The sequence below is a fragment of the Streptomyces sp. NPDC059255 genome (genome assembly GCF_042752355.1).
Taxonomy (GTDB): Bacteria; Actinomycetota; Actinomycetes; order Streptomycetales; family Streptomycetaceae; genus Streptomyces.
Map to the genome: position 1 here is coordinate 410,771 of NZ_JBHYZP010000001.1, position 15,754 is coordinate 426,524.

The window sequence follows — 15,754 nt, forward strand, 5'->3', positions numbered from 1 at the left end:
GAAGGCCGTCGGCGCCCGCTACGCCTCGCCGTTCTCCGGGTGGAGGATCTGCTCCGCCCAGATCGTCTTGCCCGTCGGGTTGTGCCGGCTGCCCCAGCGCTGGGTGAGCTGGGCGACCAGCAGCAGCCCCCGGCCGCCCTCGTCGAAGGCGCGCGCCCGGCGCAGATGCGGCACGGTGGTGCTGGAGTCGGAGACCTCGCAGATCAGCGAAAGGTCGTGGATCAGCCGGAGCTGGATCGGCGGCGTGGCGTGCCGGATGGCGTTGGTGACCAGTTCGCTGGTGACGAGTTCGGTCGCGAAGATCGCGTCCTCCAGCCGCCAGTCCCGGAGCTGTGCGGTGACATAGCCGCGGGTCCTGGCGACCTCGGCGGGGTCGGCGGGCACGTCCCAGGTCGCCACGTGCGCGGTGTCCAGCACCTTCGTACGGGCCAGCAGCAGTGCCACGTCGTCCTGCGCGCGGCCGCCGGGCAGCAGCGTGCTCAGTACCGCGCCGCAGGCGGCGTCCAGCGACGCGGCGGGACGCGCCAGGATCTCGGCGAGGATCCGCCGGCCCTCGTCGGTGTCGCGCTCCCCGGGGTCCATCAGGCCGTCGGTGTACAGCGCGAGCACGGTGCTCTCCGGCAGCTCGAAGTCGACCGACTCGAACGGCAGCCCGCCGACCCCGAGCGGGGGACCGACCGGCAGTTCGACGGGGAACGTCCGGCCGTCCGGAGTGACCACGACGGGTGGCGGATGGCCCGCGCCCGCGAGGGTGCAGCGCCGCGAGATCGGGTCGTACACCGCGTAGAGACAGGTGGCGCCCACCTCGGCCGACGTCTGCTCGGCGCCCGCATCGGCGGAGAGCCGGATCACGAGATCGTCGAGGTGGGTGAGGAGTTCGTCCGGCGGCAGATCGACATCGGCGAGGGTGCGCACCGCCGTGCGGAGCCGGCCCATGGTGGCCGACGCCTGGATGCCGTGCCCCACCACGTCGCCCACCACCAGCGCGACCCGTGCGCCGGAGAGCGGAATCACGTCGAACCAGTCCCCGCCGACCCCGGGGTGCGGGGAGGCCGGCAGATAGCGGGAGGCGATGTCCACGGCGTTTGCCCGGGGCAGGTGGTGCGGCAGCAGACTGCGCTGGAGCGCGAGCGAGGTGTTCTGCTCCCGGGTGAAGCGCCGCGAGTTGTCGATGCACACCGCCGCCCGCGCGGTGATCTCCTCGGCCAGCAGTACATCGTCGGGGGCGAACGGCACACCGCCCTCGAACCGGGAGAAGACCGCCACACCGAGCGTCGTGCCGCGCGCCAGGACCGGTACGGCCATCACCCAGTGGAAGCCGTACTTCTTGGCGTGCGCGGCGCGTGCGGGGATCAGTTCGGCCCAGCGCCGCATGACCGGGTCGGTCATCGTGTTCAGGACGGGACGGCCCGACGCCAGACTGGCCGCCAGTGGGGAGAAGTCCGGATAGACCTGTACGTCGCCCACCTTCACCCAGGCGTCGGGGGCGTCCTCGTTGACGTGGTCCTCCGTACGGGAGCGGTGCGCCACCCTGCGCAGCGGTACGGGGCCGGTGACCGGGCCCGGCGGCGGCTCGGCGCCGTCGGCGAGATGCTCCAGCAGATCGACGCTGACGAAGTCCGCGAGGTGGGGCACGCACACGTCGGCCAGCTCCCACGCGGTGCGGTTCACGTCCAGTGTGGTGCCGACGCGGACGCTCGCGCTGTTGAGCAGCAGCAGCCGCTGCCGGGCCAGCACCTCCTCGGTGACATCGTGCGCGGCCAGGCACACGCCCCGTACCCGGCCCTCCTCGTCGCGCAGCGGGGCGAGCCGTGCCGACCAGGCATGCTCCTCGGCCTCGCCGCCGGTCCGCATGAAGGTACGGGCGTCGAGCGCGGTGCCGGTGGTCAGTGCCTCGCGCATCTGGTCCTCCAGCTCGGCGCTCTGCGGCTTGCCGCCGATCTCGGCGAGGTGCAGGCCGCGGATCTCGTCCTCCGGCAGCCCGATGACCTTGTCCATCGCGCCGTTCACCCGGCGCAGCCGCAGCCGGGTGTCGTACACGGCCAGGGCGCACGGGCACTGGTCGAACGCCCAGCGGCTGAGTTCGGCGTCCTCGGCCACCGCCTCCGTACCGCTCAGCGCGGAGACCAGCAGCCAGTCGCCGCCGGGTGCGCGGTCGGTCGGGTCCTGCCGGTGGGCCACGACCCGTACGTCCAGCGGACGGCCGTCCCGGTGCCGCAGGGTGACCGTGCCGTTCCAGCGCGGCTTTCCGCCGTCGGGCCGCAGCCCCTCCGGCAGACCGCCTTCGGGCAGCCCCCGCGCCAGCAGCATCGTGGCCTCCCGGCCCACCGTCTCCGACGCCGGGTAGCCCAGCAGCCGCTCGGCGCCCTCGCTCCACGAGGTGAGAACGCCCCGCGGGTCCACCCTGACCGTGGCGGTGTCGGCGTCGATGTCGCTGCCGGCGTCCGCGTCGTTGACGGGGCCTTCCGGCCGGTCGCCGGGGCCAGGGGAGGGGCTGCCTTGGCGCGTCATCGTCGACCGTCCCACGTTCGCCGCACTGCCCCCACGCGCGGCTCGGCGCCACGCCGTACGGAACCACGTTCCCCAGCCTGGGGCACCCGGGGCCGCCCAACAAGCGGGGCTGCTCCTTAAGGAGGGCGTAAGGAGAACCGTGGATGGCGAAGGACGACGAAGGAAGGCGACAGGAAAACGTCAGGACGGCGAAAGGGGTGAGGGGGACGCGAGTGGAAGGAAAGCCGAAGGGGAAAACTACGAGAAAGGTACCGTTCGTACCGATTTGTAATCTTGATCTCCGGGCACCAGGGGGCGACCGGCAGAGGTCGACCACATGCCTGAAGGGCAGGGGCCCGGCGGGGAGCGAGCACCATGGATGACACGCGCGAAGCGGCTCTCTGGCAGGAGCTGTCATTCGCCCAGTCCGTCCTGCCCATGGCGGTGTACGACGCGGATCTGCGGCTGCTCCACGCCAACGAACGGATGTGCCGGATCGCCGGCCGCACGGAGGCCGAGATGCGCGGCCGCCGCTCCGGCTTCCTGCTGGACGACGGCGCGGCCGGTGACGACGGCGGAGCCGACGACGGTGCGGCCGGTCCGGACGGCGGACGCCCGGCGCGCGGGGGCGGTCCGCAGACACCGGCGGGCGCGCTCGAAGCCGCCCTGCGCCGGGTGGTACGCACCGGCGAGGCCGAGTCCCTGCAGACCGTCCGCCGCGTGGACGGCGAGCGGCACCTCCGCTCCTGGGCACTCTCCCTCTCGCCGCTCAGGAACGCCTCGGGACGGGTGCACGCGCTCGCCGTGACCGGCTTCGAGAACAGCGCGCAGCGCAGGGCGCGCGCGAGCCTCGCCCTGCTCAGCGAGGCCAGCATGCGGATCGGCACCACCCTGGACGTCACCCGCACCGCCCAGGAACTGGCGAGCACACCGCTCCCCGGATTCGCCGACTTCATCAGCGTCGACCTGCTGGACTCCGTACTGCGCGGCGACGAGCCGGCGCCGGGACCGGTCTCCGGTGACATCCTGCTGCGCCGCGTCGCGCACGAATCCGCCCGGCATCCGGACGCCCCCGAGGCCGCCGTCGCCGTCGGCGACATCGACCGCTACCCCGAGTTCTCGCCCCCGGCCCGCTGCCTCGCCACCGGACACGCCGTGCTCACCGGCCCCGGGGACCAGGCGTACACCGACTGGTTGGCGCGCGATCCCGGGCGCGGCGCCCTGTCCGCCGACCTCGGGGTCCGGTCCCTCGTGGCGGCCCCGCTGGTCGCCCGGGGCAACATCCTGGGTGCCGCGCTCTTCACCCGGCACCTGCACCCGGAGCCCTTCACCGAGGAGGACCTCGCCCTCGCCGAGCAGTTGGCGGCCAGAGCCGCGATCTGCATCGACAACGCCCGCCGCTACACCCGCGAGCGGGCCACCGCCGTCGCCCTCCAGCGCAGTCTGCTGCCGCGCGGACTGCCCCCGCAGTCGGCCGTCGAGGTCGCATCGCGCTACCGCCCGGCCGACTCCGAGTACGGTGTGGGCGGCGACTGGTTCGACGTCATCCCGCTGGCCGGCTCGCGGGTCGCGCTGGTGGTGGGGGACGTCGTCGGGCACGGTATCCACGCCTCCGCCACCATGGGCCGGCTCCGTACGGCGGTCCGCACGCTCGCCGACATCGACCTGCCTCCGGACGAACTCCTCACCCACCTCGACGACGTGGTGGTACGGCTCGCCTCGGAGAACTTCGGGAGCGCGGGACCGGACGGCGACCCCGGCGCCGCCGCCGACGAGGACATCGGCGCGAGCTGTCTGTACGCGGTCTACGACCCGGTCGCCCGCGCCTGCTGCGCGGCCAGGGCCGGCCACCCGCCGCCGGTGCTCGTCACCCCCGGCGGCGCGGCGCGCCTGCTCGACCTGCCCGCGGGACCGCCGCTCGGCCTGGGGGACCTGCCCTTCGAGTCCGCCGAGTTCGAGATTCCCGAGGGCAGCACGCTCGCCCTCTACACCGACGGCCTGATCGAGTCGCCGGAGCACGGCGCCGGCACCGGCAAAGGGCTGGGCACCGCGCCCGGCTCCGGTGTGGAGGGCCTCTGCGCGATCCTGGGCACGCCGTCCCCGTCGCTGGAGTCCACCTGCGACACGGTGCTCGACAAGCTGCTCTCGCCGTCCCGCACCGACGATGTCGCCCTGCTGCTCGCCCGCACCCGGGTGCTCGACGCGGAACAGGTCGTCACCTGGGAACTGCCCGCGGAGCCCGAACTCGTCGCGGACGCCCGCGAGCGCATCACCGGCCAACTGGCCGCGTGGGGGCTCGAAGAGCTGACCTTCACCACCGAACTGGTCGTCAGCGAGCTGTTCACCAACGCGATCCTGCACGGCCGGGGCCCCGTGCTGCTCCGGCTGATCCGCGACCGTACGCTCCTGTGCGAGGTCTCCGACCACAGCACCTCCGCGCCGCACATGCGCCGGGCCCGGGTCTACGACGAGGGCGGGCGCGGGCTGCTGCTCGTCGCCCAGCTCACCCGGCGCTGGGGTTCGCGCCAGATCCCCGGCGGCAAGGCGATCTGGGCCGAACAGCCTCTCCCGGCGGCCTGACCGGCGTCACCCCTGCCGCGCCCCCGCCAGCCGCCCCCGTGCGGCGGCCTGGATCCGGGAGGGCCCGAGCCCCCACTGGAGGGTGCGTCCGACGGCCGTCGCCAGAGGCCGGTCCCAGCCGGTGCGGACGGGGGCCGGGCGGCGGATGCCGAGTTCGGTGCGGGCCCAGTCGGGAAGGAGCCCGACCGAGGCGTTCGTGAGCAGGCCCGCGGCCAGCCGCTCCCGTCGGGTGCGTCCGAAGCGGCGGAGGAACAGGACCGAGTCCAACGCGGCCTCAGTGGCGTGGAGTTGGGGGCGCATACGGGCCAGATAGCGCTCGGCTTCGAGGGACGTGCGCGGTACGTCCCGTGCGCCCAACGCCTCCGCCATGGGGGCGGCCTGGCGGTAGTAGGCGTCGCATTCGGCGGGCGTCAGCCGGAGCGGCCGGGGCACGTAGGTCTGGTGGCCGGCGAGGAAGCTGCGTACCTCGGCGGTGTGCACCCAGGTGAGCAGGTCGGGATCGTCCGCGCGGTACGGCCGGCCGTCGGGGGCGGTGCCGTGCACCCGGGTGTGGATCCGCCGGACGAGGTCGATCACCTCGCGGGCGGCGGCGGAGGAGCCGAAGGTGGTCGTGGTGATGAACCGTACGGTTCCGTTCAGCCGCCCGACCGGATCGGCGCGGAAATCGGAGTGCTGGTCGACCCCCGCCATGGTCAGCGGATGGAGCGACTGGAGCATGAGCGCGGCGAACCCGCCGGTGAGCATCCCGGTGGCCTGCCCGTGCACCCGCCACACCGGGTCCCCCGGCGCGATCCCGAACAGCCCGGGATCACCGGGCGGCCCCGCGTACCGCTCCAGCTTGAGATCCCCGCCGTGTGTGACCGCCGTGAGTTCCGCCGCGATCCGTTCCCGCACTCCCACCGGTACCTCCAGGGTCCGCGTCCCTCAGCCGAGGGTACCGATCCGCCCGGCGAGCACGGCCACGAGGATGAGCAGTCCGCACAGGGGGTTGGTGCCGAACGCCCGCCCGCAGGCTCCGACGTCCGCGGGGTCGGCCCGCCGTACCTGCCATCCCAACTGCCCCGCGACCACGCACAGTCCGGGCCAGTACAGCGGCCCGAGCCCGGCCACGACCCCGAACCAGGCGAGCAGCACCACACATCCCGCGTACACGCCGCCCACCAGCACCCGGGTACGGCGGCGCCCCAGCAGCACGGCGGCCGACCGCACCCCGGCCCGCACATCGGCCTCCCGGTCCTGGCAGGCGTAGATCACGTCCGTCCCCACGGCCCAGCAGATCACCGCCCCGTACAGCAGCACACCGCCGAGCCCGAGCCCTCCGGTGAGCAGGACGTACACCAGCGGCACCGTCCAGTTGATGGTGATCCCCAGCCACACGTGCGGCCAGTGGGTGACCCGCTTCATGTACGGATACACCGCGGCGAGGGGCGCCCCGGCCGCCGCCCACAGCACGGCCTCCACACTCCAGAACCCCATCACCAGCGGAGCGAGGGCCCCCACCACGACACACAGCACCAGTGCCCGCCCGGGTGCCAGCCGCCCGGAGGCGACGGGCCGCCCCGCCGTACGCGGCACCTGCGCGTCGAACCGCGCGTCCAGCACGTCGTTGAGCCCGCAGGCGGCCCCTCTCGACAGCACCCCGTACACCAGGAGCAGCAGCCCGAGCAGGACCCCTTCCCGGGGCCCGGCGATCGCTGCCAGGGCGATCCATCCGGGCATCACCAGCAGCCAGGACCCCACCGGCCGGTCCAGCCGCAGCGACTCCAGATACGGCCGCACCCCGGCGGGGGCCCGCCCCACCCACCGGGCGGCAGGGCCTTGGGGCGGGACCTGAGCAGGGACGTGGGCCGGGGCTTTTGAGGCGACGGACATACCGAATCATGTCCCTTCCGGGGGGATTGGCTGCCGATCCGTCCAACCTAGCCCCGGATGGGGGGAATTCGCCGTTCCGGTCGGGATATCCCCGGAAACCAGAGTCTTACGGGCAAGGGCAAGAGTCTGTAAGTGCACGCCGGGCGGCGGCCGTTCCGCCGGTGGTGTCAGCCGCCCAGAGCCGCCGAGACCACCGCCCTGGCCTCCTCCTGGACCCGGCCGAGATGGTCCGCGCCGCGGAAGGACTCCGCGTAGATCTTGTAGACGTCCTCGGTGCCGGAGGGGCGCGCGGCGAACCAGGCGTTCTCCGTGGACACCTTGATGCCGCCGATCGGCGCGCCGTTGCCCGGAGCCTCGGTGAGCACCCCGGTGACCGGCTCCCCGGCGAGGCTGTCCGCGGTGACCTGCGCCGGTGAGAGCCGCGCGAGCACCGCCTTCTGGGCCGGGGTGGCGGGCGCGTCGATCCGGGCGTACGCGGGCTCCCCGAAGCGCGCGGTGAGCGCGGCGTACTGCTCGGAGGGGGTCTTCCCGGTCACCGCGAGGATCTCGGAGGCGAGCAGCGCCAGGATGATGCCGTCCTTGTCGGTGGTCCACACCGAGCCGTCCCGGCGCAGGAACGACGCCCCGGCCGACTCCTCGCCGCCGAAGCCGAGCGAGCCGCCGGCCAGCCCGTCCACGAACCACTTGAAGCCGACGGGCACCTCGACCAGCGGCCGGCCGAGGTCCGCGGCCACCCGGTCGATCATCCCCGACGAGACCAGCGTCTTGCCGACCCCGGCGGCCGCCGGCCACCGCTCACGGTGGGTGTAGAGGTAGGAGATCGCGGTCGCGAGATAGTGGTTGGGGTTCATCAGCCCGCCGTCCGGGGTGACGATGCCGTGCCGGTCCGCGTCGGCGTCGTTGCCGGTCGCGATCGCGAACCGGTCGCGCCGCTCGATCAGCGAGGCCATCGCGTACGGCGACGAGCAGTCCATCCGGATCTTGCCGTCCCAGTCCAGCGTCATGAACCGCCAGGTCGGATCGGTCTCCGGGTTGACCACCGTCAGGTCGAGCCGGTGCTCCTCGGCGATCCGGCCCCAGTACGCGACCGACGCGCCGCCCAGCGGGTCCGCGCCGATCCGTACCCCGGCGGCGCGCACCGCGTCCAGGTCGAGCACGGCGGGCAGATCGGCCACGTACGTGCCGAGGAAGTCGTACCGCCCGGTGCCGGGTGCGGCCAGGGCACTCCGGTACGGCAGCCTGCGTACGTCCTTGAGACCGCCCGCGATGATCTCGTTGGCGCGGTCCTGGATCCAGTTGGTCGCCTCGGACCCGGCGGGGCCGCCGCTCGGCGGGTTGTACTTGAAACCGCCGTCGGCGGGCGGGTTGTGGGACGGGGTGACCACCACGCCGTCCGCGAGGCCCGTCGTACGGCCGCGGTTGTGCGTGAGGATCGCGTGCGAGACCGCCGGGGTGGGGGTGTAGCCGTCGGCGCTGTCGATGAGCACGGTCACGGAGTTGCCCGCGAACACCTCGACCGCGGTCACCTGGGCCGGCTCGGAGAGCGCGTGGGTGTCGGCACCGAGGAAGAGCGGCCCGTCGGTGCCCTGGAGCGCCCGGTACTCGCAGATCGCCTGGCTGGTCGCGGCGATGTGGTCCTCGTTGAACGCGGTGGCGAGGGACGAACCGCGGTGCCCGGAGGTCCCGAACGCCACGCGCTGGCCCGGCTCCTGGGGATCGGGGTGCAGCGCGTGGTAGGCGGTCACCAGCTCGGCGACATCGATGAGGTCCTCCGGCCGGGCCGGCTGTCCCGCTCGTTCGTGCGGCATCTGCCCATTCCTCCAGGTCGGTCGGTCAGGTCGGTCGATCGTTTCGTCGGTTCATCTTCGCGGGTCGCCTCCGTGACCGGCGACCGCCCCGCCGGGCACCCTGTCAGGTGAACCGGGCCACGGCGGTTCCGGCGCGGGACGGTGGGGCCGGCCCGGGTCCGGTCAGTCGGCGGCGACGGTGGACGCGCGCACCATCAGTTCCGGGGTGAACCGGCGTGACCGGGCCGGGTGCCCCTCGACCATCCCCACCAGCGCGGTCGCCGCCCGCTCTCCCATGTCCCGCATCGGTGAGCGTACGGACGTGAGCGGGATGGGGAGTTGGGCGGAGAGCGGCACGTCGTTGAAGCCCGCCACCGCGACATCCCGCCCCGGCACCAGACCGGAGGCGCGCAGCGCGCCCATGACCCCGATCGCGGCGAAGTCGTTGACCGCGAAGATCGCCGTGGGGCGGGGCCCGGCGGCCAGCAGCCGGTGCGCGGCGCGCTCGCCGCCGTGCACGTCGAAGGGCGCGTTGACGACCAGTGCCGGGTCCACCGGCAGGCCCGCCTTCGCGTACGCGTCCGTGAAGCCCTTCGTCCGCTCGACCCCGGTCGAGGCGTACGGCTCGCCCGCCACGACCGCGACCCTGCGGTGTCCCAGCGTCAGCAGATGCTCCGCCACCAGCCGTCCGCCGACGATGTCGTCGCAGGTGAACGAGGTGACCCCGCGCAGCCGCCGGGAGACCAGCGCCACCGGCACCCCGCGCGCGACCAGTTCGGAGGCGAGCGTCGTGTCACCGCGCGCGTCCCCGAGGAGCAGCCCGTCGACCCGCAGCGCCAGCAGCCGCTCGACCTTGGCCCGCTGGACCGCCGGGTCGTCCCCGGTGTTGGCGACGACCGCCTGGTACCCGGCCGCCGCCGCGCCCGCCTCGATGCCCTCGTAGACGGTGGCCAGCACGATGTCGGTGAGCCGGGGGACCAGCACCCCCAGCAGCCGGGAGCGGCCGGTCCGCAGGCTGGACGCGGCGGGGTGCGCGACATAGCCGAGCCGTCTCGCGGACTCCCGCACCCGGTCGGCGGTGGCGGCACCTACCCCGGCTCCGTCGCGCAGCGCCCGGGACGCGGTGGACTGGTGCACACCCGCGTCGGCGGCCACATCGGCCAGGGTCACACCGTTCTCGGTCGCACCGTTCTCGCCCGGGGCGCGGCCGGCTGCGGGCTGTCGTCTCAAGGCCGTGGTCCTCGTTCCTGTCCTGCTGGGGGGCGCCGGGCCCCGGTATGCGGGCCGTGCGGGAGGCACCGGCCCGGGTGGCCGCATGTCCGGAACCATCATCTTCCATGAAAATCCGATTACGGGGGTTGCCCTCCGGGGTGCGTGTGGAGCATGGTTGCGCAATCGTTCTCGCAATCGATTGTGGAGCTTCGTATGCAGCTTCGTCTCATCGGCACGGGTGGCACCATCGCCAGCCGCTCCACGCCCACCGGGAGGGTCGCCTCCGTCACGGTGAAGGAGCTGCTGGACGCCGCGCGCGCCTTCCCCCTGCCGGAGGGCACCGAGGTGACCTGCGCGGAGATGGGCCTGAGGGCCAGCTTCTCGCTCGGTCTCCCCGACCTCGCCGCGCTCGCCGCAGCCGTCGGCGAGAGCCTGCGCGACGGGGCCGACGCGGTGGTCGTCACCCACGGCACGGACTCCCTGGAGGAGACCGCCTTCGCGCTCTCCCTCGTACAGGCCGACGACCGCCCGGTCGTGCTCACCGGCGCCCAGCGTCCCGCCGACGACCCGGCGCCCGACGGGCCGCGCAACCTCGCCACCGCCCTGACCTGGGCCGCCCACCCCGCGGCCCGCGGCCACGGCGTCAGCGCGGTCTTCGACGGCGCGGTCTGGCCCGCCATCGGGCTGCGCAAGACCGACACCCTGGCGCCCGCCGCCTTCGGCGCCCCGGGCCGGGGGCCCGTCGCCCGCGTGGACGACGGCCGCGTCCGGCTGATCGGCCGGCCGCCCCGACCCGCCCCGCTGCTCCGCGCCGACGACCTCGGCCGGCTGCCCCGGGTGGACATCGTCCCGCTCTACGTCGGCTGCGACCCCGCGCTGCTCGACGCCGCGGTGGCCGCGGGTGCGCGCGGCGTGGTGCTGTGCGCCTTCGGCGCGGGCAACGCCCCGCCCGACGTCACCGACGCCGTCGCGCGGCTGGTGGCGGACGGCGTCGCGGTCGCCGTCGCGAGCCGGGTGCCGGCCGGGGCGACCTCGGCGGCGTACGGCGCGGGCGGCGGCGCCGACCTGCTGCGGGCCGGCGCGGTCTTCGCCGCCGACCTCTCCCCGTGGCATCTGCGGCTGCTCCTGGCCGCGGCGCTGCACCGGGCCGCCGGGCGAGGGCCCACGGGAGCCGCCGCGCTGATCCACGACTGGCTCGCCGACGCCGGGCACCACGACACACCGAGGCCTTAGCCGGCCGACCGCCGACCGGGCGCGCCTCCCCCAAGGGCGGCCCGTCCCCACGTACACCACCGGCAGACACCACGTACACCACCCGCAGACACCACGCGCACACGTCAACGCGCACCAACCAGCACATGTGGAGGAGAACCGACATGGCGAAAGAGATTCTGGTCGCCTACGGAGTCGACGTCGACGCGGTCGGCGGCTGGCTCGGCTCGTACGGGGGAGAGGACTCCCCCTGCGACATCTCCCGCGGCCTGTTCGCGGGCGAGGTGGGCGTGCCCCGGATGCTGGAGCTCTTCCGGCGCCGCGGGATGACCACCACCTGGTTCTGGCCGGGCCACTCGATCGAGACGTTCCCCGAGGAGTTCGAGGCATGTACGGCCGCCGGCCACGAGATCGGGGTGCACGGCTACAGCCACGAGAACCCGATCGCGATGAGCCGGACGCAGGAGTCCGACATCCTCGACCACTGCATCGACCTCATCACCACCCGCACCGGGCGGCGCCCCACCGGCTATGTCGCCCCCTGGTGGGAGTTCTCCCCGGTCACCAACGAGCTCCTGCTGGAGCGGGGGATCGCGTACGACCACTCCCTGATGCACCGCGACTTCGAGCCGTACTACGTACGGGTGGGCGACAGCTGGTCGAAGATCGACTACGACCGTCCGGCGGAGGAGTGGATGAAGCCGCTGGAGCGCGGCGAGGAGACCGATCTGGTGGAGATCCCCGCCAACTGGTACCTCGACGACCTGCCTCCGATGATGTTCGTCAAGGCCAGCCCCAACAGCCACGGCTTCGTCAGCCCCCGTGATCTCGAACAGATGTGGCGCGACCAGTTCGACTGGGTCTACCGGGAGAACGACTACGCCGTCTTCACGATGACCGTGCACCCCGACGTGTCGGGACGGCCGCAGAACCTGCTGATGCACGAGCGGCTGATCGACCACATCAACAGCCACGAGGGCGTCCGCTGGGTCACCTTCGACGAGATCGCCACGGACTTCGTCCGCCGCCGTCCCCGCGGCTGACCCGGCTCCGTACCCGCTCGGTACGGCTCACCACGTCCCGTACCGCCCGCACGGAACGCTTGCTTCCGCACCGCTTCCGCGGAACGCTCGCTTCCGTATCGCTTCGTACCGCTTCGTACTGCTCCCGTGCCGTTCCCGCTGTGTCCCTTCCCCTTCCCGCAGCGGCCCCCCCGGCCACCGGCCCCGGCTTCCCGCCCCGGCCCCGGCATCCGGCCGCGCGGCGCCGGCCCTCTCCCCGGGGCCGGCGCCGGGACCCGGCCCCGCTCCCCGTCCCGGCCCCGGCGCACCACCACGCGCCGCGCCGCACGCATCGCACCGCATCGCGCCGCACGCACCGCATCGCACCTCGCCGCGCCGTACGCACCGCACCGTCCCCGCGTTCCCTTCGTACATATCGGAGTCCGCTCGTGCACTCGTCAGCGAAACCCTCGTCCGTCACCGAGCCCGCCGTCATAACCGACCCGGCGGCCCCGTCCCGCAAGCTCGTCGTCCGCGCCTCGGTCATCTGCTTCCTGGCCTGGGTCTTCAGCGTCTACGACTTCACCCTCTTCGGCACGCTGCTCCCCAAGATCGCCGAGGACTTCGGCTGGTCCACGGCGACCGCCGCCAACGTCGTCACCGGCGTCACCGCGGGCACCTTCGTGGTCTCGCTCTGCGTCGGCCCCATCCTCGACCGGTTCGGCCGCCGCCCGGCCCTGATGATCACCTCGGCCGGAGCCGCCCTCACCTCCGCCGCGACCGCCCTGGCCGGCGGCGCGATCTCCATGGTCGGTATCCGCGCCTTCTCCGGGTTCGGCTACTCCGAGGAGGTCGTCAACACCGTCTACCTCAACGAGATCTACGGAAAGCACCCCCGGCGCGGGCTGCTCTTCAGCTTCGTCCAGAGCGGCTGGCCCGTCGGCGCCCTGGTCGGCGCGGGTGTGACGGCCCTGACCCTGCCCACCTTCGGCTGGCGCGGCAGCTTCGTGATCGCGGCCGTTCCCGCGCTCGTCATCGCGCTGCTGATGCGCACCCTGCCCGAGTCCCCGGTCTTCCTCGGCCTGAAGAAGGCCCGCGCCCTGCGCGCCGAGGGGCGCGCCGCCGAGGCCGCCGCCGTCGAGAAGTCGGCCGGTATCGAGACCGCCGAGGCCAAGCCCGGGCTGCGGGAGGTCTTCGCCCCCGCGCTGCGCCGCCACACGCTCTGTCTCGCCGCCGCCTGGCTGCTCAACTGGATGGGCATCCAGATCTTCTCGGTGCTGGGAACGACCGTGCTCGTCGAGGCCAAGGGCGTCTCGTTCAGCAGCGCGCTGCTGGTCCTCGTCCTCGCCAACCTGGCGGGCTTCTTCGGCTACGTCTTCCACGGCTGGCTCGGTGACCGGATCGGCCGCCGTACGACCATCATCATCGGCTGGAGCTGCGGTGGCGCCGCCATGACGGCCATGCTCTTCGGCCCGACCTCCACGGGGGCCGTGATCGGCCTGTACGCACTCGGGCTGTTCTTCCTGACCGGCCCCTACTCGGCGATGTTGTTCTACATGAGCGAGTCCTTCCCCGAGCAGGTCCGCGGGATCGGCTCCAACGTCGCCCACACCATGGGCCCGGTCGGCGCCATCGTCGGTTCCGCGCTGCTCGGCGCGCTGCTCTCGGCCGGTGCCTCGATGACCCTCGCCGCCTTCGCCGCCGGAGCCGTCGGCATCTTCGGCTCCGGCCTGGTGATGCTCGGCGCCCGGGACGTCGACCGGCACCGTACGTCCGTACCGGCGGAGCCCGCGCCGGTCTGACGCGCCCGGCGGCCGTTCCCCTCCGCCCCAAGTCCCCCTCCCGTCCCCACCGCCTCGTCCCTCTTTCCCCTCAGGAGAACGCGACATCATGACCGCAGAACGACAGCGCGGCGCGGCCCTCATCACCGGCGGTGCCAGCGGCATCGGCCGGGCGACGGCCGTCGCCTTCGCCGAAGCCGGCATCGACACCGTGATCGGCTTCCACACCGCCGATCCGCACGACCCGGCCGAGACCGTCGACGCGGTGCGCGCGGCCGGCGGCAGATGTCTCGCCGTCGAGGCGGACGTCGCGAGCGCCGCGGGGCCCGAGCGGCTGGCGCAGGCGGCCGTGGACACCTACGGCCGGCTCGACGCCGCGGTCGCGGCGGCCGGCATCCTGCGCCGGGCGCCGCTCGCCGAACTCACCGAGGACGCCTGGCAGGACATGCTCGGCGTCGACCTCACCGGGGTGCTGCGCACCTTCCGCTCCGCGGCGGCGCGGATGACGGGACCCGGCGCGCTGCTCGCCGTCTCGTCCATCGCGGGCGGCGTGTACGGGTGGGGCGAGCACGCGCACTACGCCGCCGCCAAAGCCGGGGTGCTGGGGCTGGTGCGCTCCCTCGCCGTGGAGCTGGCACCGCGGGGGATCCGCGCCAACTCCGTCATCCCCGGGCTGATCGAGACCCCGCAGTCGCTGGACGCGCGCAACTCGCTGGGCCCCGAGGGGCTGCGCGCGGCGGGGGCGTCGATCCCGGCCGGCCGGGTCGGCCGCCCGGCGGAGGTGGCCGCGGCCATCCGCTTCCTGTGCGCGCCCGAAGCCTCGTACATCACCGGACAGCAGCTCGTCGTGGACGGCGGCCTGACCGTCCGCTTCCCCGACTGACTCGCCTGACCGACTGACTTGCCTGACCGGCTGCCCCGGCTGACCGGCTGCCCCGGCTGCCTCGGCTGACCGGACTGCCCCACCGCCCGACCTCTCACGGAGACCCCATGACCACCGCGCCCCCGACCCCGACCCCGCCCCCGGCCTCGTCCCACGCCTCCTCTCCCTTCCCGCGCACCGTGCTGATCACCGGTGCGGCCAGCGGCATCGGCGCCGCCGTCGCCGAGGCGTTCGCCCGCCAGGGGGTTGGGCTCGCCCTCGCCGACCGTGACACCCGCCGGCTGGAAGCCCTGCGCGACCGGCTGCCCCGTACCGCCGCCGTCACCCTGCACACGCTCGACGTCGCCGACGCCGACCAGGTCAGGGCGGTGGTGGACGACGCCGTACGCCGCCACGAGGGGGTGGACGTCCTCGTCAACTCGGCGGGCATCCTCACCGAGGTCCCGCTGGTGGAGATGGATCCGGCGGTCTGGGACGAGACCATCGCCGTGGACCTGCGCGGTGTCTTCCTGAGCTGCCGTTACCTCCTTCCGCACATGATCGCGCGGGGCGGCGGGCGGATCGTCAACATCGCCTCCCAGCTCGGACAGAAGGGCGGCGAGGGGCTGACGCACTATTCGGCCGCCAAGGCCGGTGTCATCGGCTTCACCAAGGCACTCGCGCGGGAGGCCGCCCCGCACAACGTGCTGGTCAACGCGGTCGCCCCGGGGCCGGTGGAGACCCCGCTGGTGGACGGGCTCAGCCCCGAGTGGAAACGCGCCAAGCAGGCGGAGCTGCCGCTCGGCCGGTTCGGGCGCCCGGAGGAGATCGCGCCGACCGTGCTGCTCCTCGCCTCCGACCCCGGCGGCAACCTCTACGTGGGACAGACGCTCGGCCCCAACAGCGGCGACGTGATGGCATGAGGACGGCTTCCGGACGGAACGGGCGCCTCGGCGG

11 protein-coding genes are annotated in these 15,754 nt (G+C 73.6%); 6 read left to right on the forward strand and 5 right to left on the reverse strand.

The window, feature by feature from the left end:
- Positions 1 to 18: 18 nt before the first annotated feature.
- Positions 19 to 2,511, reverse strand: a complete 2,493-nt coding sequence (locus tag ACFXKG_RS01775; RefSeq protein WP_384830642.1) for a SpoIIE family protein phosphatase — start codon at positions 2,509 to 2,511, stop codon at positions 19 to 21.
- Between the two features lie 354 nt (positions 2,512 to 2,865).
- On the opposite strand from ACFXKG_RS01775, the gene ACFXKG_RS01780 reads away from it, so the two are divergent.
- Positions 2,866 to 5,070 carry a SpoIIE family protein phosphatase gene (locus ACFXKG_RS01780; protein ID WP_384830645.1) on the forward strand — a complete coding sequence of 735 codons (2,205 nt, stop codon included), beginning with the start codon at positions 2,866 to 2,868 and terminating at the stop codon, positions 5,068 to 5,070.
- A 6-nt stretch (positions 5,071 to 5,076) separates the two neighbouring features.
- Here ACFXKG_RS01780 and ACFXKG_RS01785 read toward each other — a convergent pair whose 3' ends face one another.
- The 4 genes from ACFXKG_RS01785 to ACFXKG_RS01800 form a co-directional block, all read right to left on the reverse strand.
- Positions 5,077 to 5,970, reverse strand: a complete 894-nt coding sequence (locus tag ACFXKG_RS01785) for an oxygenase MpaB family protein (protein ID WP_384830647.1) — start codon at positions 5,968 to 5,970, stop codon at positions 5,077 to 5,079.
- A gap of 24 nt (positions 5,971 to 5,994) precedes the next feature.
- Positions 5,995 to 6,942, reverse strand: a complete 948-nt coding sequence (locus ACFXKG_RS01790) for a 4-hydroxybenzoate octaprenyltransferase (RefSeq protein ID WP_384830650.1) — start codon at positions 6,940 to 6,942, stop codon at positions 5,995 to 5,997.
- A 167-nt stretch (positions 6,943 to 7,109) separates the two neighbouring features.
- Positions 7,110 to 8,750, reverse strand: a complete 1,641-nt coding sequence (gene pgm / locus ACFXKG_RS01795; protein WP_384830653.1) for a phosphoglucomutase (alpha-D-glucose-1,6-bisphosphate-dependent) — start codon at positions 8,748 to 8,750, stop codon at positions 7,110 to 7,112.
- A 162-nt stretch (positions 8,751 to 8,912) separates the two neighbouring features.
- Positions 8,913 to 9,959, reverse strand: coding sequence for a LacI family DNA-binding transcriptional regulator (locus tag ACFXKG_RS01800; RefSeq protein ID WP_384830656.1), 1,047 nt, complete (start codon positions 9,957 to 9,959; stop codon positions 8,913 to 8,915).
- Between the two features lie 195 nt (positions 9,960 to 10,154).
- Between ACFXKG_RS01800 and ACFXKG_RS01805 the strand changes: the two genes are divergently transcribed.
- The 5 genes from ACFXKG_RS01805 to ACFXKG_RS01825 all read left to right on the forward strand — a co-directional run bounded on the left by ACFXKG_RS01805 (position 10,155) and on the right by ACFXKG_RS01825 (position 15,720).
- A complete protein-coding gene (locus ACFXKG_RS01805; protein ID WP_384830660.1) occupies positions 10,155 to 11,174 on the forward strand; it encodes an asparaginase in 1,020 nt (339 codons plus the stop codon).
- Between the two features lie 143 nt (positions 11,175 to 11,317).
- Positions 11,318 to 12,196 carry a polysaccharide deacetylase gene (locus tag ACFXKG_RS01810; RefSeq protein WP_384830663.1) on the forward strand — a complete coding sequence of 293 codons (879 nt, stop codon included), beginning with the start codon at positions 11,318 to 11,320 and terminating at the stop codon, positions 12,194 to 12,196.
- 407 nt (positions 12,197 to 12,603) lie between these two features.
- Positions 12,604 to 13,956 carry an MFS transporter gene (locus tag ACFXKG_RS01815; protein WP_384830666.1) on the forward strand — a complete coding sequence of 451 codons (1,353 nt, stop codon included), beginning with the start codon at positions 12,604 to 12,606 and terminating at the stop codon, positions 13,954 to 13,956.
- An 88-nt stretch (positions 13,957 to 14,044) separates the two neighbouring features.
- On the forward strand, positions 14,045 to 14,818 hold the full coding sequence (locus tag ACFXKG_RS01820; protein WP_384830669.1) for an SDR family NAD(P)-dependent oxidoreductase: 774 nt from the start codon (positions 14,045 to 14,047) through the stop codon (positions 14,816 to 14,818).
- Between the two features lie 107 nt (positions 14,819 to 14,925).
- On the forward strand, positions 14,926 to 15,720 hold the full coding sequence (locus ACFXKG_RS01825; protein WP_384830672.1) for an SDR family NAD(P)-dependent oxidoreductase: 795 nt from the start codon (positions 14,926 to 14,928) through the stop codon (positions 15,718 to 15,720).
- The last annotated feature ends 34 nt before the right edge of the window (positions 15,721 to 15,754 follow it).

Excerpts from the sequence above, each read along its gene's own strand:
- ACFXKG_RS01775 (WP_384830642.1), bottom strand. The coding sequence starts at position 2,511 with ATGACGCGCCAAGGCAGCCCCTCCCCTGGCCCCGGCGACCGGCCGGAA.
- ACFXKG_RS01780 (WP_384830645.1), top strand. The coding sequence starts at position 2,866 with ATGGATGACACGCGCGAAGCGGCTCTCTGGCAGGAGCTGTCATTCGCC.
- ACFXKG_RS01790 (WP_384830650.1), bottom strand. The coding sequence starts at position 6,942 with ATGTCCGTCGCCTCAAAAGCCCCGGCCCACGTCCCTGCTCAGGTCCCG.
- pgm (WP_384830653.1), bottom strand. The coding sequence starts at position 8,750 with ATGCCGCACGAACGAGCGGGACAGCCGGCCCGGCCGGAGGACCTCATC.
- ACFXKG_RS01805 (WP_384830660.1), top strand. The coding sequence starts at position 10,155 with ATGCAGCTTCGTCTCATCGGCACGGGTGGCACCATCGCCAGCCGCTCC.
- ACFXKG_RS01810 (WP_384830663.1), top strand. The coding sequence starts at position 11,318 with ATGGCGAAAGAGATTCTGGTCGCCTACGGAGTCGACGTCGACGCGGTC.
- ACFXKG_RS01820 (WP_384830669.1), top strand. The coding sequence starts at position 14,045 with ATGACCGCAGAACGACAGCGCGGCGCGGCCCTCATCACCGGCGGTGCC.
- ACFXKG_RS01825 (WP_384830672.1), top strand. The coding sequence starts at position 14,926 with ATGACCACCGCGCCCCCGACCCCGACCCCGCCCCCGGCCTCGTCCCAC.